General features: G+C 39.5%; 11 protein-coding genes. 7 read left to right on the forward strand and 4 right to left on the reverse strand.

Features of this window, described 5'->3' with window-relative positions:
- The first annotated feature begins 6 nt into the window (after positions 1 to 6).
- Positions 7 to 609, forward strand: coding sequence for a hypothetical protein (locus ACQ334_RS00915; RefSeq protein ID WP_430986270.1), 603 nt, complete (start codon positions 7 to 9; stop codon positions 607 to 609).
- Positions 602 to 895, forward strand: coding sequence for a winged helix-turn-helix domain-containing protein (locus ACQ334_RS00920; protein ID WP_430986271.1), 294 nt, complete (start codon positions 602 to 604; stop codon positions 893 to 895). The genes ACQ334_RS00915 and ACQ334_RS00920 overlap by 8 nt, the downstream gene beginning before the upstream one ends.
- Before the next feature lie 66 nt (positions 896 to 961).
- Here ACQ334_RS00920 and ACQ334_RS00925 read toward each other — a convergent pair whose 3' ends face one another.
- Positions 962 to 2359: a T9SS type A sorting domain-containing protein gene (locus tag ACQ334_RS00925; protein ID WP_430986272.1), complete on the reverse strand. Its 1398-nt coding sequence runs from the start codon at positions 2357 to 2359 to the stop codon at positions 962 to 964.
- Positions 2360 to 2684: 325 nt separating this feature from the next.
- On the opposite strand from ACQ334_RS00925, the gene ACQ334_RS00930 reads away from it, so the two are divergent.
- Genes ACQ334_RS00930 through ACQ334_RS00940 form a run of 3 tightly spaced genes read left to right on the forward strand, consistent with a single transcriptional unit; the run spans position 2685 to position 5185 of the window.
- On the forward strand, positions 2685 to 3614 hold the full coding sequence (locus ACQ334_RS00930) for an ABC transporter ATP-binding protein (RefSeq protein ID WP_430986273.1): 930 nt from the start codon (positions 2685 to 2687) through the stop codon (positions 3612 to 3614).
- On the forward strand, positions 3592 to 4485 hold the full coding sequence (locus ACQ334_RS00935; protein ID WP_430986274.1) for an ABC transporter permease: 894 nt from the start codon (positions 3592 to 3594) through the stop codon (positions 4483 to 4485). The genes ACQ334_RS00930 and ACQ334_RS00935 overlap by 23 nt, the downstream gene beginning before the upstream one ends.
- A 1-nt stretch (position 4486) precedes the next feature.
- Positions 4487 to 5185, forward strand: coding sequence for a LolA family protein (locus tag ACQ334_RS00940; protein WP_430986275.1), 699 nt, complete (start codon positions 4487 to 4489; stop codon positions 5183 to 5185).
- Positions 5186 to 5266: 81 nt separating this feature from the next.
- On the opposite strand, the gene ACQ334_RS00945 is transcribed toward ACQ334_RS00940, so the two are convergent.
- A complete protein-coding gene (locus tag ACQ334_RS00945) occupies positions 5267 to 8947 on the reverse strand; it encodes a PQQ-dependent sugar dehydrogenase (protein WP_430986276.1) in 3681 nt (1226 codons plus the stop codon).
- Positions 8948 to 9375: 428 nt separating this feature from the next.
- On the opposite strand from ACQ334_RS00945, the gene ACQ334_RS00950 reads away from it, so the two are divergent.
- Positions 9376 to 16113, forward strand: a complete 6738-nt coding sequence (locus ACQ334_RS00950) for a T9SS type A sorting domain-containing protein (protein WP_430986277.1) — start codon at positions 9376 to 9378, stop codon at positions 16111 to 16113.
- Between the two features lie 226 nt (positions 16114 to 16339).
- Complete coding sequence (locus tag ACQ334_RS00955; protein WP_430986278.1) at positions 16340 to 18400, forward strand: TonB-dependent receptor; 2061 nt, start codon at positions 16340 to 16342, stop codon at positions 18398 to 18400.
- A 282-nt stretch (positions 18401 to 18682) separates the two neighbouring features.
- On the opposite strand, the gene pdxA is transcribed toward ACQ334_RS00955, so the two are convergent.
- Entirely contained in the window at positions 18683 to 19777 is a 1095-nt protein-coding gene (gene pdxA / locus ACQ334_RS00960) for a 4-hydroxythreonine-4-phosphate dehydrogenase PdxA (RefSeq protein WP_430986279.1), read from the reverse strand.
- 123 nt (positions 19778 to 19900) lie between these two features.
- Positions 19901 to 21949, reverse strand: coding sequence for a T9SS type A sorting domain-containing protein (locus tag ACQ334_RS00965; RefSeq protein ID WP_430986280.1), 2049 nt, complete (start codon positions 21947 to 21949; stop codon positions 19901 to 19903).
- Positions 21950 to 22118 lie beyond the last annotated feature (169 nt).

The following is a 22118-nucleotide window of genomic DNA, read 5'->3' on the forward strand; positions in this document are numbered from 1 at the left end:
ATGGCAATGAACGAAAAAAAAATGACAGAGCAGGAGAGCCTTAATTTAATTAGCGAAACCATTAACAAGGTAAAAACCAGTTACCACGAAAAAGGCATTGGGCCTATACTGTGGGGCTGTATAATTACTGTGTGCAGCCTGGTAAGTTTTTATGCCTTTAAATACAATATTTACTTGCTTTACAATGTATGGTTCCTTACAATTATTGCTGTGGTGCCGCAAATAATTATAAGTGCAAAAGAAAAAAGGGAGAAAAAATTTGTAAGTTTTACTGACGCTGCTGCAGGTGCTATATGGATAACGTTTGGCTTCTCCATGATGGTGTTAAGCATTTTAGAAAATGTAATGAGGGCAAAGTATGACTTGGGGATGCATAGTTCTGTATATATGCTTGTTTACGGGATACCAACTATTATTACAGGTTTAATTTGCAAAGTAAAACCAATGGTTATTGGTGGCATATTTTGCTGGGTATTTGCAATTGCCAGTACATTTGTTCCATACCCTTATCCGCTTTTGTTTATGGCCGCATCCGCCGTTGTTGCCTGGCTTATACCTGGCCTGCTTATAAATGCCAAATACCGCAAACACAAAGCTGCCAATGTTTAAAGAACTGGATCCTATATTACATTCTCAATTGCGTTTAGCAGTTATCAGTTTACTGATAAGTGTTAAAGAGGCAGAGTTTACATTTCTCAAAGAAAAAACAAATTCTACTGCAGGTAATTTAAGTGTGCAGGTGAATAAACTTAAAGATGCCGGTTATATCGATGTAATAAAACAATTCAATAATAACTATCCTCAAACTATTTGTAAGATTACGCCAAAGGGTATTGATGCTTTTGAAGAATATGTAAAAGCATTGCAATCATATATGAATCCTAACGGTAAATAAAAAGCCCCTTCCTTTGCAGGAAAGAGCCTTTGTTTGTGCTTGGTTATCAAAAAGACCTTTATATCGTTATTTCCAGATCAGTAATTTTGAACTGAAGCTTTCATTGTTAGTTGTAAGCCGGATAGTATAATAACCTTCACTTAAAGAAGTGATATTATTTATAATGATCGTGTTATTACCTTCCAGTAATGATGCCTGTTGCTTTAATACTAATTTACCTGTAGCGTCAAAAACAGTGATATCTCCTTTACCTGCCTTTTTAGTGATTACTTTTATTTGAGCATGGCTGCTTGACGGGTTGGGAGAAACCAGCATTTCATTTCCCTTAGGGCTTGCAATTTTAATGATTACGGTATTGGTAAGTTTCATACTGTACTCCAGGTCAGCAATTCTTATGCGGTAATAAATGTATTTGGAATTAAAAGCAGTAACATCATCTGTAAAAGAATACTCCTGTGTAGAAGTTAAATTATTAGCTTTTACATTTCCTGCTACTTCAAAATTTATACCATCAAAACTTCTTTGTATTTCGTAGCTGTCCAGGTTATGTTCCTGCAAACTCGTCCAGGTTACTATTGTTTTTCCTGCAGCATAACTGGCAGCAAAATCTACCAGCGAAACCGGCAAAGGCCCGGCTGCAGGTAAGTTAAAGCAACCAAAACGTACGCCATAATCTCTTGTGGGTTGAATACTACTGCTATTGCAATTAACACCAGGCGCTTTATAATCGTATCCCATTCTGAATGAAATGGCAGTCTGCAAATTGCTGTAAACAGATCTTTCTATAATCTCTGTGCAACCTGCCACACCTGTTCTTTCAGCAGTGCTGCCATAAGTTAATAGCCAACCGCCAACATTTCCACCTTGCAATAATTCGGTTGCCGGGGCACTATAATTTGCAGGATCAAAAGCATTTGTTTTTGCATAACTGATCTCTTTAAACCAACCGTTATTGCCTACATTAAAACCATCCATATCAAAGCTCAGCAAATTAAGGTTGGCTACTGCCATTTCGGTACCGCTTACGGGAGCTCCGTTACCGCTGCTATGCGTATAAAATTTAATGCTGAATTCAACATATCCGGAACGACTGGTGCAGGAAAGTTGTTGATCGGGAGCAATACGTGGTGAGAATAAAGAAGCACCGCTGCCTGCAGCACCTGTTTCTGTAACTATACCATCATCATCTATAGTGGGGCTGCCGGCTCCTGCTAAAGTAGCATTCACGATAGCATCAATGGAAATAACGGCATCTAAATTTAAAGCGGGTATAGCATTGCTGAATTTATATTTTGCTCCTACAGTTAAAGGGCTGCCTGTGCCATTTAATTGCACCGCATTTCTAAAGTCTGAACTTACAGATTTTGCCGGGTCGCAAATATCAAAGCCTGACGTAGTACAGGTTTGAGCAGTGGCAATAAAACCTGCGGCTATTGCAATTACCAGGGTAAAGATTTTTTTCATCTTGTGTGATTTACGGTCTATTAAGTTTACAGAGGTTAATACTTATAAATTATAAGCATCAGGTAAGATCACAGCATAATGGATACGGTAATACATTGCATGGCCAGAATAAAATGACATTTCATTTTATATGACTGCTACAAATAAATTGATCTGTGGGGATGTGTGGTTGAATCAAGAATACGGGTAAGTAGGTAAGCGGAGGCAAACATAGCGCATTTTTTGGGGCTATGCAAGTTTTTTCGGTTGTTTTTTAACCGGCTGCTGTACTTTTGCGAACAAATAGCGCTACTATCCGTTTTACCTTTACTCATATTAATAAATTATGCCGGTAATTCTCAGTGTTAATCGCCTTTCAAAAAAATTTAAAGATCTGATAGCAGTGGATGACCTTTCTTTTACTGTTAATGAAGGAGATGTGTATGGTTTTTTAGGTCAGAATGGTGCCGGTAAATCCACTACCATAAGGATGTTGCTGTCGCTTATTAAACCCAGTTCTGGCGAAATAGAAATTTTTGGTAAGAACCTGTTTACTCACCGCACAGAAATTTTAAAAGAAACCGGTGCTGTTATCGAAAAGCCTGATCTGTATAAATATCTTTCTGCTTATCAAAACCTTTTCATTTTTGCTAAAATGAGCGGCATAAAAGTTAACCGCCATTTATTGATGGAACAATTAGAAATGGTGGGCCTTGCAGAAAGGGCAGATAGTAAAGTAAAAACCTTTAGCCAGGGTATGAAACAGCGTTTAGGCATTGCTGTTGCATTGGCGCATGATCCACGTTTGATAGTGTTGGATGAGCCTACCAACGGGTTAGATCCGCAGGGGATTGCTGACATGCGCAACCTGATACTGAAGCTAAGTAAAGAAATGGGTAAAACCATTGTGGTATCTTCTCATTTGTTAAGTGAAATAGAAATTATAGCAAATCGTATTCTTATAATAAATAAAGGGAGAAAAGTGGTGGAAGGTAATGCTGCCGCATTATTGGACCCTGCAAAAACAATTGTGCAAATAGATACTTTAAATAATAGTGAAGCAAAAGATAAACTGATGCAATCTAAATGGGCATCATTTGTTTTACCTTCGGCAGATGCCATAAAAATGCAAATGAATAAAAATGGAATACCGGAATTAACCACCTATATGACTGGTATGAATATCGGCATCTTATCCATTCAGCCCAGGCATTCTTTAGAAGATTATTTTTTATCACTAACAACTCAGCAATATGTGGACACTGTTAAAAATTGAGTTGTATAAAATTTCTAAAAGGCCCCGTACCTATATTGCTTTTGTTGCAATTGCGGCGATAGCTTTTATTTTTCAGTTTGCTTTTAAAGCAGATGGACAGAACTATATGGACATGATGCTGCAAAGTGTGAAAGATACTTTTGAATTTGAAAGGGTAAAAGCTATCAACGGATATTTTATGTGTTATATTATTTTAAACACATTGCTGATACAAGTGCCTATACTGGTTGCGCTTATTGCCGCTGATTCTATTTCGGGAGAAGCAAATATGGGTACGTTGCGGTTATTGATTTCAAAACCGATAAGCCGTACGCAACTAATTTTGGTAAAATTTGCTGCAGCAACAATTTTTACTATTTTATTACTGCTGTGGATGGCGATAACTTCACTTGTATTCAGCCTTATGATATTTGGTGCCGATGATATGCTCATCTTCCGGTCTAAGGGTGAAGAATCCCAGATACTGCTGATTACAAAAGATGATATTGTGTGGCGGTACATTGCTGCATTTGCATACGCAACAGTAGCACTCACAGTTATTGCAGCATTATCTTTATTCCTTTCCATTTTTGCCGAAAATTCTATCGGGCCAATTATTGCAACAGTATGTATTGTTATTGTATGCACCATTATTTCTAATATTAATGTACCCATCATTGATAAAAATGTAAAGCCGTTTTTATTTACGTCTTATTTAGTAGGGTGGAAGGGGTTCTTTTACATAGGTACCACAGAAGATGGTGAAACGATAAAAGGAAGTATTGAAAACTGGCCTGCAATACAAAGAAGCCTGCTTATTTTACTGGCACATATTTTTATCCTGGTATCAGCATCTGTAATTGTTTTTAAAAGAAAAGATATTCTATCGTAACATGAAAAAAATAAATCCTGTTGTTGTATTGCTGTTCATTTGCAGCCCTTTGTTTTCTGTAGCGCAGGATGTAACTGCACTGGTACAAAAAGTAAAAGCCAAAATTGAAAAGGTGAATGATTATGAGGCCGCCGGTAAAATGAAGACGAACGTAACTTTTTTAAAAATTCCTGTAGCAACCGTAAAAATTTATTTTAAAAAACCTAACCGGCTTAAAATAAAAAACGAAAAGGGAATTTCATTTGTGCCCAAGGGGGCTGTTAATATTAATCTGAATAGCATTATCAGTGGCGGTAAGTTTACAGTATTGGATGCCGGTACAGATAAGGTAGGAAGCATAATTGTAAAGGTGGTGAAATTGTTGCCGGAAGATGATAATGCAGACGTAGTTTTATCTACCTTATATATTGATGAGGCCAACTTGGTGATTCTTAAAGCAAAAACAACTACCAGGGAAAACGGCAGTTATGAATTAGGGATGAGTTATGGAAAATATATCGACTATGGTCTTCCCGATAAAATAATTTTCTCCTTTAATACTAAAGATTACAAATTACCCAAAGGAGTAACTTTTGATTTTGATGATGGCAGCGAACCTAAAAAAACAGAAGATAAAACAAAAGGTAAAAAGGGCAAGGCAGAGATCAGTATCAGTAATTATAGTATTAATAAAGGTATAGCTGATTCGGTGTTTCAATAAATTGTATTCAATTATAAAAAACTCCCGAAGGATTTTATTCCTTCGGGAGTTTTTATTTTAAAAGATATTTATTAAAACTGATTATAGTTTCTGGAACTTGGTTTTAAGCGTAATATCTGTTCCCGAAATATTCATGTAATAAGAACCGGCAGCAAGGCGGGTAATATTTACAGGAATTTCATTGCTGCCTTTCTTCAGCAAAGTGGTACCGTACATAATTGTTCTGCCTGTGTTATCAACAATTTTCCATGTTGCATTACCCGTAACCGGAGATACAACTGTTGCTTTCATATCATTCACCGCAGGATTTGGAGACACAGTGATGGAACCTTTTGTAAGCGGCATAGTAATGCTGATGGTATTTGAATATTTGAATACACCATTTACATCATTAACTTTTAACCTGTAGTAGAGTATTGCTGATTGCTGATCAGCGGCATCAATATCAGTAAAGTCGTAATTAGAAATTGTGCTGGTGTTGCCATGTGCAGTAACTGTACCAATTGTACTGAAATTAATACCATCAATACTTCTTTGTACCGCAAAGTTTGAAGTGTTGATCTCATGATCTGTCTGCCATTTCAATAAAGATGTATTGTCGTTTTGTAACGTTCCTGTAAAAGTTAACTGGTCAACTGGCAATACAACATTATTAGCTGCAAAATAGAAAGAAGAAAAACCAGGAACAGCTGTTTGCAATACGTACCCGTTAGGGCCTTGTTGTAAGTCGGTTAAAACTGTATTTGAAGGGGTAAACAATGTAGTAGCATTTGTAATGGCTGATCCGCAGGGGTCGCTGTTTTTCAGGATCTTTAAATTGCTGATAGAAGCCACACCGCTGGAACCATCTGCAATTAATGCATCTAATTCAGCTTTAGAAATATACAACCTTACTTTTACAGGCGTAGCAAAACTTGTTACTGTTGGTGTAATGGTAATATTTCTATCCAGGTAATGGATGCTACCTGCCACCCTTATAGAACCGGTACCGTTTTTATAAAAAGAGGAAGTAACCACACCAAGGCTCTGGCCCATACAATTTAATTCTGCCAGGATGTTTCCGTCTGGCCCGGTAATAGGCACCCATAAATAATTATTAGAGCCATCAATGGTTATAGTAGTACCCGGTATACAGGTATTTGTTGGTCCGTCGGTAACGTTAACTGATTTTGGTATAGTGCTGAATCCACCTGCATCTGCATAACCTAAGAAAGAGTATTTGATCACACAGCCAGGACAAGCCGGAGTGGTAGGATTACCCACACCAGGGCCGGAAGTAGCAGAGCTGTTATCCATTACCAAAAAGATGTCTTTTCCATTGGGGGCAAAAGCTAAATCCCTGTAGCGGTTTGTACTTTGAAAATACGTTATGGTATCTGAAGTATTCAGAGAATCGAGGTTGCTTGGTAAAGTCGTAGTACCGGTAGCACCTAATGGTAACCGTATAAGGCGGCCCCATTTTAATCCGGCAGCTACTAAAGATTTTTTCCAGCCCGGAATTATTGTATTGGTGTACAGGTCTAATCCCGACCATGCTTCTGAATACCAGTTAGCATTACCCGTATTCACTTTCCATGTATTAGCAATGGTAGCAGCTGGTGTAGGATAAGCAGAAAAAAGAGGGCGCTTAAACAATCCGTTACCTGCTGCATTTATAGTAGCAATATTATTCAATTCGTTACCAACAGGAGGACAGGTTGAATTACCGCTGTTATCGGTAAAAGGAGCGCCTGCAGAGATACTGGTATTAGTACTTGGACTGGTGGTGCCATTATAATTACCTTCGGCATAACCAATTACTAATGGATGGCCATAGTTTCTGTATGGTTCAATGATATTGATCTCATCATCACTATATGGTCCGTGAGAGGAGCCATATAAAATATTTAGTGCTGTATCGTAAGCAAAGCCCTGGTTATTCCTGATACCAATGCTGTACACAGCACTGTTTGGCGAGTAAGGGTTATCGTCAGGTATCCATGGAGAAGTTCCGGCAGGAATATCAGGTACCAGGTTAAACCTTAATATTTTTCCTTCATAAGATCCAGGAATTTGTGCTCTTTGTGGACGGTCCCTGTTTTCAAACTGGCCCGAGCCCATATCACCGGAACCATAGAATAAATAATTGGTGCCGCCTTTAACTACCGGCGCTATTAATAATCTTTGAGAATTGTGATCCTTGCTGCCTGGTAATGTGTCGCATATCACTACGGGAGACCCTAATTTGCCTGTAGCAGTATTATAAGTAAAGCGAACCAGTTTATTTCTGTAGATCAATCCTGCAGGCGAAGAGCCGCCTAAAAACCTGTGTACATAAGCTACATAAACAAAATCAGTATTACCGGTTCCATCTAAAAAATTAGGATGCAATGCCATGCCTGCAAAACCACCTTGAGGCCATGGGCTCCAGCTTCCCATACTCTGGGCATTTAAAGAATCTGATGGTGCCGGAAGAAAAGTGCTGCCACTTGAAAGGTCTAATACAGTTGTTTTTACGCCGGTATTGGGATCCATCTTCTGTATTCTATAGCCCTGGGCCTCAGTTATCCATAAATTATTATCGGGGCCATAAGTAATTTCCCACGGGTAATTAAGTACACCTGCGGGTGATAATACGGTACGTGAAAAAATTTCACTCATACGCCCACCTTTTGTTTGTGTATTGGTAACACAAATATCAAATGTATAATTGGCAGGTACAATTCCTGCAGCATTTCTGTGTATTCTTATATAGTACGTGTTCCCCTGAACCAAAGGATTGGTGATAGCGGGCGTGAGTGTGGCACCGCTTGCACAAGCTACTTCTGTAAGTGCACCACAACTACCTGAAAGCAATTGAACTTTTACATTGCCAATTCCTCCCCAGCCACTACCCTGATTACTTATAGTAATGGTTGGGTTTTTGCTTCTGGCTACAAATTTATACCATACATCCGGTGTATTGGTTGAAGAAAAACATGAAGAAGCAATAGTGTACCCCTGGTCGGTAGCATCCGTGAGCGTTTCTCCTGTAAGTGAACTTGTTCCTGCAACACAGGTAGAATCTGAAACGATCAGTTTAGCATTGGCACAATCGTCATTAGCCGGCGGTTGAAATAATATGGTTTGAGAAAACTGGAACCAGGGGTTATTAGCCGTTGTTGTTGAATTGTCAACAGCCAGGTCGGTACCGGACGCACTTCCTCTTGATGCAGAATAGGTTCTGGTAACAGCAGCCGAAACATTATAACTGCAACCTACTTCAATACATAAACGTTGCCCTGAAGTTATTGATACAGTACCCACATTTACTGAGGTTACTGTACGGTTGGTTAATGCGGCAGCTAAGGCACTGGTTGTAGTATTGCCTAATTCTGATGCGATAGATCCATCAGCATTGATAAGTCTTACATAGACAAACCCCGTACCCGAGGCAGAAGTTAAGCTGCTTAACTGATAACGGATCTGGCCTGTTAAATTTAAAGGCCCTGTTATGGTTTGAGTAGCTAACGGAGCAGAAATAAACTGGTCGAATAAACACTTGCCCGTACTTACTACAGTTATGTTAGTTGATTTGCTGGCACTGGCACTCCCATCTTTTACCGGGCTCATTATATACCTCGTTGCACCGGTAGTAACATTCCAGCCAGGATTGAAAGCAGGGCTTAATGGTGCAGTAGTATTCAGGTTGAGGTAAAACTTGGTTTGAGCAACTGTTATTTTGCTAAAAGCACCCATTAATAATAAAAAGGCAAATAAACTTTTAGTAAAAAAGAATTTCATAAAAAATTGGATTTACAAGGATAAGTTTGATATGTGAATAGGACATATACTACAAGTTGTAGTGCATATCTTACCCAAAAAGTAATTATAAACAGTTAAAATCTAAAAATATTGCGATTTGAAAAAAATATTTATTAAGTGATTTACGCAGTATTTATACGATTTCGCCTCGATTTTATACAATTTTAGCCCTGAATCAGCAAAAACAACCAATATACAATAAAAAACATTTTATGCCGTTTGTAGTAAACCGGCCACATGTTGTATATCTATAATATTACGAAGTTGTATAGTAGTGGTTAGTTTATTTTAGACTCTCTTATATCCTGTTAAACCAATATAAGTTAACTATGGAACCAATTTTACTAAAGCTGCTACGCTGTAAAAAAGCGATACTGTTTTTTTTCGCAGTATTTCTATTTAACAGTTTGGCATTTTCCCAAACCAGGTTTTACCTCAACCTGAACACTACCGCAGCGCTTTCTCCGGCATATAATGCCGGATGGAATGTGACTACCGGGGCAAGCAGGTATGAAATGAGCCCATACAAAGACGCCAGCACTATTACCAGCAAAACAACTGCTAATAGTGGTGCTATTGCAACAAGAAAGGTTTTACTTGATCAATGGGTTTCTGCGCCATTGGCTGCACAGACAATAACAGGAACTTTTACGGGGCAGGTTCGTTTTAACTTAAGTACTACTACAGCTGTAACAGGCCAGGGATTTGTATATTTAAGAGTTATAAATACTGACGGTAGTATTGCTACAGAAGTAGGTAGTTGTACTACTACTAACCTCACTACCACATTAACCAACCGCACTTTGATCTCTTTAAGTGTAGGTACATTAAATATCACCGCAGGGCAAAGAATAGCAGTTGACTTAGGCTGGAATTATTCTATTGGTGTACTTACCAATGTAAACTGTGTAATGTCGAGAGGTAGCTCATCAGCTACTGATTTAGCAGCAGATAACACAACAACAACTGCTAATAATCCATGGGTGCAATTTTCTCAAACATTAATATTTCTTCCACCGGCAAATGATGATTGTGCAGGAGCTGTTAGTTTAACACCCGGTGCATCATGCGTAAATACAGCCGGTACTTTAAATAATGCAACAGCTAATGGAGCAACACCAATAGGCTGTTTTGCTGCAGGTACCTATTATGATGTGTGGTATAAATTTGTTGCAACTACTTTTACGCATACAGTTACATTAAGCAGCTTAGGTGCAAATTTTACTGCTCCGCAAATACAGGTTTACCAGGGTACTTGTGGTGCTTTGGTTTCACTGGGTTGTGCTTCTGGTACCAGCCTTGTTCAGGCAGGCCTTACACCAGGTAGTACTTATTATGTACGTATAGCCAATTTTAATACCAATCCATCAGGCCTGGGTACTGTTGCCGACTTTAATGTTTGTGTAACGTCTCAGCCTCCGGCAGCAAATGATGCCTGTGCCAACGCTACTACATTAACTTCAGCATTTGCCTGCAGTAGTATTACAGGTAATCTTCAATATGCAGCCAGTGCAGCACCGGCAGGTGCATGCGGTGGCGCAACCGCTGCTACCACTTATGATGTATGGTACAAGTATGTGGCAACAGCTACAACTGAAACAGTAACACTTAGTAATCTTGGTACTAACCTTAGTGCAGCCTCTACTTATATAGAAACGTTCAGTGGTACATGCGGCAGCTTAACTTCACTGGGATGCCAGGCTGCAAGTACAAGACAAACCTTAAGCGGTTTAACCATTGGCGCTACTTATTATGTAAGGGTATATGTTACAGCAGCACCAAATAATGCCACTACTGCAAACTGGAATTTTGATATCTGCATACAACAACCACCTGCCAATGATGATTGTACAGGAGCAGTTACATTAACGTCAGGCGCATCTTGTGTAAATACAGCTGGTACACTGGATCTGGCAACCGCAAATGTGGCCACACCAATTGGCTGTTTTGCTGCCGGTACCTACTATGATGTATGGTACAAATTTGTAGCAACTTCGGCTACACATACCGTTACCTTAAGTGGTTTGGGTACTAATTTTACTGCTCCACGCATTCAGATTTACCAAGGTAGTTGCGGTGCACTTACCTCTGTAAGTTGTGTAAGTGGAACAACACTTTTGCAAACAGGTTTAACTATTGGTACTACGTATTACGTTCGTATTGCCAACTTTAATGTCAATCCATCTGGTACAGGTACTGTAGCTAACTTTAGTATATGTGTTACTACCCAGGCACCTGCTAATGATGATTGTGTAAATGCCACCACCTTAACATCCGGTGCCACCTGTGCTACAACTACCGGTAATATACAATATGCCAACACTTCCGCACCGGCAGGTGCATGCGGTGGTGCAACAGCTACTACAACTTTTGATGTATGGTTTAAATATGTGGCCGTATCAACTACTGAAACAGTAACATTAAGCAGTCTTGGTACTAATCTTACGGCTGCAAATACTTATATAGAAACACTCAGTGGTACTTGCGGTAGCTTAACATCATTAGGTTGCCAGGCTGCAAGTACAAGGCAAACGCTTACAGGGCTAACTATTGGAGCCACTTATTATGTAAGAGTATATGTTACTTCGGCTCCAACAAATGTTACTACTGCCAACTGGAATTTTAATATTTGTGTACAACACCAGCCAGTTAATGACGACTGTACGGGAGCGGTTACACTAACACCCGGCGCAGCTTGTGTAAATACAGCTGGTACGCTGGACCTTGCAACTGCAAATGGAACAACTCCTTTAGGTTGTTTTGCAGCAGGTACTTATTATGATGTGTGGTACAAGTTTGTAGCTACTACTACTATAGAAACAGTAACACTAAGCAGCTTAGGTACTAATTTTACCGCACCAAGAATACAGATTTATTCAGGTACTTGTGGTTCGTTAACTTCAATTAGCTGTATTTCAGGAACAACCCTGATGCAAACAGGCTTAACGGTTGGTAGTACTTATTATGTACGTATTGCCAATTTTAATGTTGACCCATCCGGACTGGGCACCGTTGCTAACTTTAATATTTGTGTAACCTATCTTACACCACCTGCTAATGACGATTGTACAGGAGCTATTACACTTACCAGTGCTTCTGCCTGTGCTAATACAGCAGGTACATTTATAAATGCAACACCAAGCAGCAGTTTGCCAGGTTGTGGTAATGCAGGGTCGGCAGATGTATGGTATAAATTTGTGGCACAAAGTAATCACCCTGTAATTACATTAAGTAGTATAGGAGCCAACTTAGGAACAGCGTCGCCACTTATACAATTATTCTCAGGTTTTTGTGGTACACTGGTTCCTTTATCAGGAGCTTGCGTTGCATCACCACTTAATACCGGTGTTACACCGGGTGGTGTGGGGTTAACCATAAACAGTACCTATTATATCAGGATCACCACCAATACTAATACCGGTGTACCAACATCGGGTACATGGACGTTTAATATTTGTGTTACTGAACCAGCAGGAGCTGCAGTGGATTATGCAAAAAGTTATATCAATGTTACCGATGGTACTGTGGGTGGAACTATTGACCCGGGTGATGTATTGGAGATAAGATCTATTCTTGTGGTGCAAAGGCCAAGTACCAGCGGAGCAAACATAGCTATTGATAGTGTTGCTTTTTACGATACTTTATCTGCCGGCAAAGGTTTTGCTTTGCTGAAAGATAGTATGGCGTTAAAAACAAATGAGGGTAAACTTTTCCGTCCTTCAACCACGGCTTATTTTACAGATGCCAGTGATGCGGACGCAGCGTGGATTACCACCGCAGGTGCAGGTACTGATACAGCACTGCAGATTAATATGGGCATAAACGCAAGCAAAACCGTACGGGGAAAAATAAGGTACAATTCAAAACCATCTAACTTTGGTAGTACCTGTATTATAATGGCTACCTACCGGGTACGTGTAAATGCAACTTATGGCACCAAGATTAAGTATGGCGGAGGTGCTTTCAGGTACAGGGATTCTACAACTAATACTTTTTATACTATTAATTTCCCCAGTGATAGTTTGGTGGTATATGCAAGTCCGGGTGCATGCCCGGATGCGGTTTCGCCAACCAATATTGTTGGTGATGAAGTAGGCGGAACTTTCGGCGCACCTTCGGGGGCACCCGTATACCTGCAAAACAGGGGTACTACAACTAATACCAATTATGCTTACGCTCCGTTTGGTGGTGGTAATGGCCCGGGTGATTATTTTTATAGCGTGGCCAATAATACCAGTGGTAATGGTACTATTATACAAACAGTTCCCAAGCCTACTGCCACAACAAGGGTTTTTGGTGTATGGGATATCACTGGTGATCATACCGGTGCTACAAATACGGCAAAAGGAAATCCACCTTGTAACCTTAATGCTCCTATAAGCGCTACTAACCCTTGTGGTTACATGCTGGTAGTAAATTCGGCATATCGTACCGACGTGGCCTTCCAGTATAATTTCAGCGGGGCCTGTACAGAAACCTACTATGAAATTTCAGCGTGGTTAAAAAATATCTGTTCTAAATGTGGTTGCGATTCTAACGGTGTCGGGTCAACCAATGCCGGGTATCAACCTACCGGAGTAGGAGATTCATCGGGTATAAGGCCTAATATCGCTTTCCAGATTAATGGTGTGGACTATTATACCACAGGTGATCTGACATACCAGGGTTTAGGCGGCACACAAAACGGTTCTGATACCTTAAATAAATGGGTAAAACGTTCATTTGTATATAAAACCAAACCGGGTGAAACAGGGTTTACCATGACCTTCCGTAATAATGCTCCCGGTGGCGGAGGTAACGACTGGGCAGTGGATGATATCAGTATCAGAACCTGCTATCCTAATATGTCGTATTCTCCTTCGGCAAACCCAACGGTGTGTGCCGGACAAACCCTTACACTTTCTGATACAGTAAGGTCTTACTATAACGTATACATTTACTACAAGTGGCAAAGAAGTACAAATGGTGGTGGTACATGGGTTGACCTGGCCGGTAGTTCCGGTGTGGCAACGCCAACATTGATCAGTCCTAATAATTACCAGTTTATAAACTCATATACTCTTCCCCCATCTGCAACAGCTCCTTCTAATACCGGTAATTTATACCGTATGGTGGTAGCTACCAATGCAACAAACCTGGCAGGTACTGCTTGTAACTATTCTGATTTTATTCCGGTTACATTAACTGTAAATGGTTGTATTGATATTGATGATGATAATGATGGTATACCGGATTATGTTGAGTTCAATAATCCCGTTGCGTTACAGGATGCAAATGGTAATGGTATTCCAAACTGGAATGATGCTACTTACCCTGGTTATGTAGATTATAACTTTGATGGTGTAAATGATAATTTTGATTATGGAGCCGATGCTAATAACAATGGTATCCCTAATTATCTTGATCCTACCTTCCCGGGCTTTGTAGATAGCAATGGCGATGGTGTAAATGACAATGCGGATAAAGATCTTGATGGTATTATCAACCAGTATGACCTTGACAGCGATAATGATGGTATACCAGATGTGGTAGAGTCTTATGGTGTGGATACAGATGGTAATGGTGTTATTGATAACTATACTGATACTGATAATGATGGCTTTTCTCAAAACGTAGATGCTAATGCTACCGGCGTGGCAGGGTCTGCTACTGGCTTGGGTGCACAGGATTTTGATAATGACGGTATCCCTAATTATTTAGATTCTGATAGTGATAATGATGGTATACCAGACCTGGTGGAAGCCGGCGGATCAGATACTAATAACAATGGTTTAGTAGATAGTTTTACTGATACCAATTATGATGGTATGAGTGATAATAACTTTGCTGCAACTGCATTATTAAAAACAGGACCGGATACCTCACCTGTAGATGGCCGTGCAGATAACTATCCAAATAAAAATCTTGACAGGGACTTCAGGCCGAATGCATATGATATGGATAGTGATGGTGATGGTATTGTGGATGTAATTGAAGCAGGCTTGCCTGACGCTAACTTAAATGGAGTTGTAGACGGCGTAATTGCAGCAAATGGATGGTCTACTTCTGTATCTTCATTAGTAGCTTTAAATTTAAGGAATACTGATGGTAGTGGTAATCCTGATTACCTGGATATTGATTCAGACAATGATGGTATCCCTGATAATATAGAAGGCCAGTCAACAGCAGGATATAAATTACCGGGCAGTGTTGATACAGATGGTGACGGTTTAATTGACACCTATGATAACGTAATTGGTTTTGGCGGCTCAGGTATATTTGTTTACGATCATGATGGAGATGGTATACCCGATTACAGAGATCTTGATACTGACGGTGACGGGCAACCGGATATAATTGAAGGCAATGACTTTAATTTAAATGGCATAGCTGATGACCTGGTTACTTTAACCGGCCTGGATACAGATGGTGATGGTTTGGATAATCGTTTCGATTCATTGACTTCTGTTACCAACCTTAAAGGAACTTCTTACAAAATGGGTAACAGCGGATCGTTGATCGGGGATCCGGCACCTGGTACAAGAGCCACTGTACAAAAGAAAGTACCATCACAAATTGACAGAGACTGGCGCTTTGTAGGTGTAGTGCTTCCGGTAGAAGTGCTTAAGTTTACAGGTGTGCCGCAAAACAATAAAGTATTGCTGGACTGGACAATAATCGCTTCAAAAGAAATTGATCATGTTGAAGTGGAACGAAGCCTGGATAACATTGCCTATATTAAAGTGGGCGTTGTAAATGATGCAGTAAAATTAAATGAACAGCAAAGCTTTGGATTTACCGACGATATTACCGGTATAAGAAATGAAATTATTTATTACAGGCTTAAAATAATTGGTAAGGCCGGAGAGATAAAATATAGCAGTGTATTGGTGGTAAGGCAAAGCCAAACCGGAATGCCTGTTACCATTATGCCTAACCCTGCAAGCAGTAATGTAACCATCAACATGTACGTTGATAAAAATGTGCAGGTAAAAATTGGCCTGGTAGATAAAACCGGCCGGAAAATTTTGAACAAAACGGAAAATTTAAATAAGGGCTTTAATAACATTACATTGAACCTGGATACTTATGCCGAAGGTATTTATGCCATGATAATTGAAACACCTTCTGAAAGAATAGTAAAACAACTGGTAATAATCAGGTAGTTTAACACAATGTATTTATTCGCAATCAAAAAGGCCTTATGCTTAAGCATAGGGCCTTTTTGATTATACTCACCTGTTGTATTTTCATTTACTACAACCTCTGATAACAGTACTATTTATTTTTTTGTAATTTAGTGGCACAGTGCAACCAAACAATTTACCCGGTAAAAAGTCGTTTTTATCTTTCCTGAGTAAATTACTTACACCTGCAATTAAACCAGCTTCCATGAAAAAAATTACCTGCTTAATAATTATAACAGGGCTGGCGCAACAGCTTTTGTTTGCCCAGCAAAAAACTACTATTGATTCATCATTAACACTGGATAAAATTGAGGTTACCGCCTTTGAACAAAACAGGGTGGTAAGTTGTGGCACTATTGTAAAAGTGCTTACTAATAATAATGCCGACAGGTTCAACAAAACATCTTTGGTAAATGCTTTTAATTCCGTAGCCGGTGTAAGAATGGAAGAACGTTCTCCCGGTAGCTACCGCATTAATATCCGGGGTAGTTCATTACGCTCTCCGTTTGGGGTAAGAAATGTAAAAGTATACTGGAATGATATTCCTGTGACCGACCCGGGTGGCAATACCTATTTTAACCAGTTTGCCTTTAATAATTTTTCTTCTATAGAAATATTTAAAGGCCCTGCAGGTAGTATGTATGGTGCAGGCACGGGAGGCTTATTGCTGATGCATAGTTTTGGCAATACCTGGAAGCCGTCTGTAAATATTGACTATGTTACCGGTAGCTACGGACTGCAAAATATTTTAGCTTCAGCAGCATTGGGCGAAAAAAATAACAGAACACTTATTACCTATGCACACAACCAAAGCGATGGTTACAGGGATAATGCTAAAAGCCAGAAAGATAATGTGAGTTATAATACACAGCTAAAAATTTCTGACAAACAACAATTAACTGCCAGTGTTTTGTATACTAATTTATTTTATCAAACACCCGGCGGATTAACCAGGGCAGAGTTTATGGCCAATCCTGAGCAGGCAAGGCCGGCAGCGGGAGGTTTGCCAAGTGCAGCCACTGCCAAAGCTACCATCTATCAAAAGAATTTTTTAGCAGGCCTTAATCACCAATATAATTTTACTTCTGAGTTTAAAAATTCCACCAGTATTTACGGCACTTTTGCTCAAATAAAAAATCCCACATTCCGTAATTACGAACGACGTAATGAACCAGGCTTTGGCGCCAGGACCTCATTTGTGTACGATAAAAAAATAAACGATGCCAAATTGCAGTTAGTGGCAGGAGGCGAATTGCAGGAAGGTTATTTTAATACACAGGTTTCTAAAAATAAAAATGGCAGCCCCGATACACTGCAAACCAACGATGATATAAGATATACCACTTATAGTATTTTTCTGCAGGGCGACATCAGTTTTAAGAATGACTGGATCATTACTGCGGGAGCAAGTATCAACAAATCTAAAGTTGATTTTACAAGACTGAATAGTTACCCGGTATTGAACCAGGGACGTACTTATCAGAACGAAATATCGCCAAGGCTGGCAGTACAAAAGAATATCGGTAAAAATAATACCGTGTTTGCAAGTATTGCTAAAGGATTTTCTCCGCCTACTATTGCAGAATTATTGCCTTCTACCGGGGTTATCAGCACTTTTCTGGAAGCAGAAGAAGGTACCAATTACGAGGTGGGTGGAAGGACAGGATTGCTGAATAATAAATTGCGTGTAGAACTTACAGGCTTTTATTTTAAACTGAATAATGCGTTAGTGTCGAGGAAAGATAACAGCAACGCAGATTATTTTGTAAATGCGGGCAACACTAAACAAAAAGGTTTTGAACTAAGTGCCGACTATACCACTACTTTTGATAATAATATCCTGGATTACCTGGTGATAAGATCTGCGTATACCTTCAGTGATTTTAAATATGGCGATTTTCAAAAAGGAACAACAGATTTTTCAGGAAAATATTTACCTAGTGTACCAAAAAGTATTTTTTCTTTTTTAGCTGATGCACAATTTAAAAAAGGAATTTATTTAAACAGCACTTACTATTATGCCACCAAAATATTTTTGGATGATGCCAATACAGTGGCTGAAGATGGTTATCATTTATTGGGCGGCCGCATAGGTTGGAAAACAGCCATCAAAAAAACTACAAAGTTGAATTTTTATTTTGGTGCTGATAATTTACTGAATGAAACTTATAGCCTGGGTAATGATATTAACGCAGCCGGCGGACGTTACTACAATGCTGCTGCTAAAAGAAATTATTATGCTGGTGTTGCATTACAATTCAATTAAGCTGCAAGGGAGGAGCTGCAAGGGGAGAAGCCGCAAGGGAGAGAAGGCTGCATCAAATAGAATGATTATCCCTTGAAGCTTGTGGCTTGAAGCTGAAAAAAAGTTACAAGGGGAAGAGCTACAAGGGAGAGCAGGCTGTATCAAATAGAATGGTTATCCCTTGAAGCTTGCGGCTTGAAGCTGAAAAAAGTTGCAAGGGGGAAAGCTGCAAGGGCAAGCAGGCTGCATCAAATAAAATGTTTATTCCTTTAAGCTTGTAGCTGATCCCTTGAAGCTTACTAATTAATCTTCAGTAATTTTTTCATCTACAGCCCTTGCCAACATACCGGCACTCATTTTCTTTAAGGGGTTCTTATATTGTGTTTCAAATTCTTTGCGGCTGTTGATAATATCCACACATTTAAAAATGGCTTCTCTAAAGGAGGCTTCATCAGCTTTACCTTTTCCGGCAATATCGAAGGCCACACCATGGTCAGGTGATGTTCTTACACCTTTAAGGCCTGCTGTATAATTTACGCCTTCACCAATAGCCAATGATTTGAATGGGATCAATCCCTGGTCGTGATACATCGCCAGTACACCATCAAATTTTTCATACTGCCCCCTGGCAAAAAAAGCATCAGCGGGATAAGGTCCAAAGCAAAAGATATCTTTTTGTTTGGCCTCTTTAATAGCAGGTTTTATAATTTCTTCATCTTCTTTTCCAATCAATCCTTCATCACCTGCATGAGGATTTAAACCTAATACCGCTATTTTAGGTTTAGTGATTCCGAAATCTCTTTTTAATGAATTATTTACTATCTGCAGTTTGCTTAAAATATTTTCTTTGGTAACAAACTGAGCAATATCTTTTACTGCAACATGTTCGGTAAGCAAAGCCACTTTAATATTTTCAGCTACCATAAACATCGCTACGTCAGCAGCACCAAACAGGTTTTTTAAATATGGGGTATGTCCGGTGTAATTAAACTGGTCGCCCTGTATATTTTTTTTGTGAACAGGAGCTGTTACCAGGCCATCTATCTTCCCTTCTTTTAATGCCTGTGCTGCAGCAGTTAAACTTTTTATAGCATAATTACCACCTGCATCACTTAATGTACCCGGTGTAATATTGATCTCTTCTTCCCAGCAATTGAACAGGTTTACCTGCTTGTGATTAACACGGCTGAAGTCTTTTATGCTTACAAAGTTGATATTAATGTCTGGTACACTTTTGCGGTAAAAATTGATCACCTTATTGTTGGCGAAAATTATTGGCGTGCAAATATCCAGTATCCTGGCATCACCAAGTGTTTTAATGATCAGCTCAATGCCGATGCCATTAATATCGCCACAACTGATGCCAATAACAGGTTTGTTTTCTACAATCGAACTCATATTTTATGCTATTAAAAAGTAAAAATACAATATCTTATTTTAACCAGTTAAAACAGCCTGCTTTAAACAACAAAGCAGCTATAAAAAGCTGCCTTGTTTCTTTATCAATAGGGGGTTAGTAAATTATTGTTTTATCAGTTTTGTAGATTGCGGCGTTGCTCCCGGGGCATAAGTGGTAACCTGGTAAGCCCCCCTGGCCAAAAACCGGGTATTTAATACAACCTGGTTGATGCCCGGTAATAATTGAGCTGTTTGATTACCGATGATCCTTCCACTAAAATCAGAAATACTGATGGTAACCTGTGTTTTTTCGCCGGCATTAATTTTTAATATGGCTTTTTCCTGTGCTACCGGGTTAGGGCTTATGTTTACCATTTCAAAACCTTTTGTTTTTACCATCAACACAATGGTATTACTGTAATAAAATTTATCATTCGGATCAATAATTTTAATGCGGTAGTAATTAAGGCCGCTCAGCGGATGTTCATCTGCATTGTCGAATGGCTGGCTGCACCTTAACTGATCTGCTGTTACCGTTGATAGCGTAGTAAAATGCTGTCCATCGGCACTGCGTTGTATTTCAAAAATTACTTTTTCAGAAGTGCAGTTTACTTTCCAGCTCAATAAATTTTTAGTATCTGCCTGTACACCTTTAAAATAATCAAGTGATACTGCCAGCGGGCCTAATGGTGCACTGGTGATATAAAAACCTGAAAAACTGGTTACAGGAATTTTTACTTCCCACCAGCTACGGGTACTGTTCCAGGTTACGGTAAAGCCACTTATTGCAGTAGTGAAATCCTGCGATGGACCGGTGTAATTATTAGGGTTGGTTCCTGTACCATGAAATTGCCTTAATACCAGGTTGCTGATGCCTGTTGCATCTGCGGGGCCGGCAGGTAATAATTTATAACCGCTATCCACTGCTTTTAAATTGTAATTGTTAAATTCTGATTGCAGGTAATATAAAGTTACATCGGCTGTGGAAGTTGCCGGGTAAGGATTAATGATTGGCTCAATATCATACCTCCTGGCAAGGTATAAAGCAGAAGTGCCTCTTTTGGTAGCACCGGTATCAATTTTTATACAGGTATTAATGGAGTTGCTAACTGCTGTAGCTCCGCCTGTGGGAAGAATGTTGGTGATAAGGTTACAGTTGCCATCACGGTAATTAGTACCCGATGGCGAAACGCTTATGTTCTGGCAGATCTGCGGGCCGCCTGCCACTGCAGCTAAAGTATAAGATGCAGGGTTTACCGTTACGGTTACAGTGGTATTTCCTGTGGCGCTGTTCACTGTATTTAATGCAGTAACCGTATAGGTGGTGGTGTTGGCCGGTGTTGCAATTACTGTTGCACCAGTGGTGGTATTCAATCCCGTAGCAGGAGACCAGGAATAAGTAATATTATCTGGTGTAAAACGGTAAGCATTGGGCATACCGGTCCAGCTTGCGGTATTATTTCTGCCTGTGGCAACTGCTGCAATAGTTCCTGTACTGTTTTCAATACCCTGTGCTTTATTGGCAGCCGTATTGGTACAGTTAGTGGTATGAATTTCTATTACGTTAGTAGTTTCGTATAATATAACCTGTACATTGGCTGTGGCAGAACCACTAAAAAATTTAAGGTTACTGAAATCAACCACAAATCTTCTATTGGGGGCAGACCCCGCCTCAAAGTATTGTAATACTGCTGCATTGGATACACCAGCAAAAGTTAAATCGGTAGTAATTGCATGAATAACATTATTAGGTGCACCTGCATTGGGCAATGTGGTATTAAGCCCGGTGGCAGTGCTATTGGTACTACCTAAACCTACCCAGCCATTAGTACTTATATGTATTGAATTAAAAGTATTGCCATAAAAACGAAAGGTAAATGGTAAGCTGATATTATCCCAACGGCCATCATCAAGGGTACCAAAACTTAAAGGCTCAGCAATACCATTTGCCTGGTCAAAAAGTTCAGTAGTGGCAAACATTGTAGGGTCGTAAGGATTGTTGGCAATTGCAGCTACTGTATAACCAACCGGTGTGGCAGTTGCTGTGATGGATACAGAATTACCTGCACATACATTGGCAGCGGCACTGGTAGGATTAGTTGTAACAGTAAGTTGGGCAAATGCAAAATTGGTAATACAAAGCATTACCACTAACAGGTAGCGATTTTTCATGATAAAGGATTTCTTAATGGTTACAAACGGTTTAGGAAAAAAAATATTGTAGAAAAAATATTACATATATAGTAGCAATAAAAAAAATGTACTTATTTGTATGGTAACGTAAAATCCACAAGTAAAAATACGAAGAGCTTATTTCAGTGTAATAATAGCTTACGCATAC

Origin of the sequence: Ferruginibacter sp. SUN106 (assembly GCF_050611765.1) — a bacterium.
Classification (GTDB): Bacteria; Bacteroidota; Bacteroidia; order Chitinophagales; family Chitinophagaceae; genus Ferruginibacter.

Coding starts and splice junctions, on each gene's coding strand:
- ACQ334_RS00930 (WP_430986273.1), top strand. CDS start 2,685: ATGCCGGTAATTCTCAGTGTTAATCGCCTTTCAAAAAAATTTAAAGAT.
- ACQ334_RS00945 (WP_430986276.1), bottom strand. CDS start 8,947: ATGAAATTCTTTTTTACTAAAAGTTTATTTGCCTTTTTATTATTAATG.
- ACQ334_RS00925 (WP_430986272.1), bottom strand. CDS start 2,359: ATGAAAAAAATCTTTACCCTGGTAATTGCAATAGCCGCAGGTTTTATT.
- ACQ334_RS00965 (WP_430986280.1), bottom strand. CDS start 21,949: ATGAAAAATCGCTACCTGTTAGTGGTAATGCTTTGTATTACCAATTTT.
- ACQ334_RS00940 (WP_430986275.1), top strand. CDS start 4,487: ATGAAAAAAATAAATCCTGTTGTTGTATTGCTGTTCATTTGCAGCCCT.
- pdxA (WP_430986279.1), bottom strand. CDS start 19,777: ATGAGTTCGATTGTAGAAAACAAACCTGTTATTGGCATCAGTTGTGGC.
- ACQ334_RS00935 (WP_430986274.1), top strand. CDS start 3,592: ATGTGGACACTGTTAAAAATTGAGTTGTATAAAATTTCTAAAAGGCCC.
- ACQ334_RS00955 (WP_430986278.1), top strand. CDS start 16,340: ATGAAAAAAATTACCTGCTTAATAATTATAACAGGGCTGGCGCAACAG.
- ACQ334_RS00915 (WP_430986270.1), top strand. CDS start 7: ATGAACGAAAAAAAAATGACAGAGCAGGAGAGCCTTAATTTAATTAGC.
- ACQ334_RS00920 (WP_430986271.1), top strand. CDS start 602: ATGTTTAAAGAACTGGATCCTATATTACATTCTCAATTGCGTTTAGCA.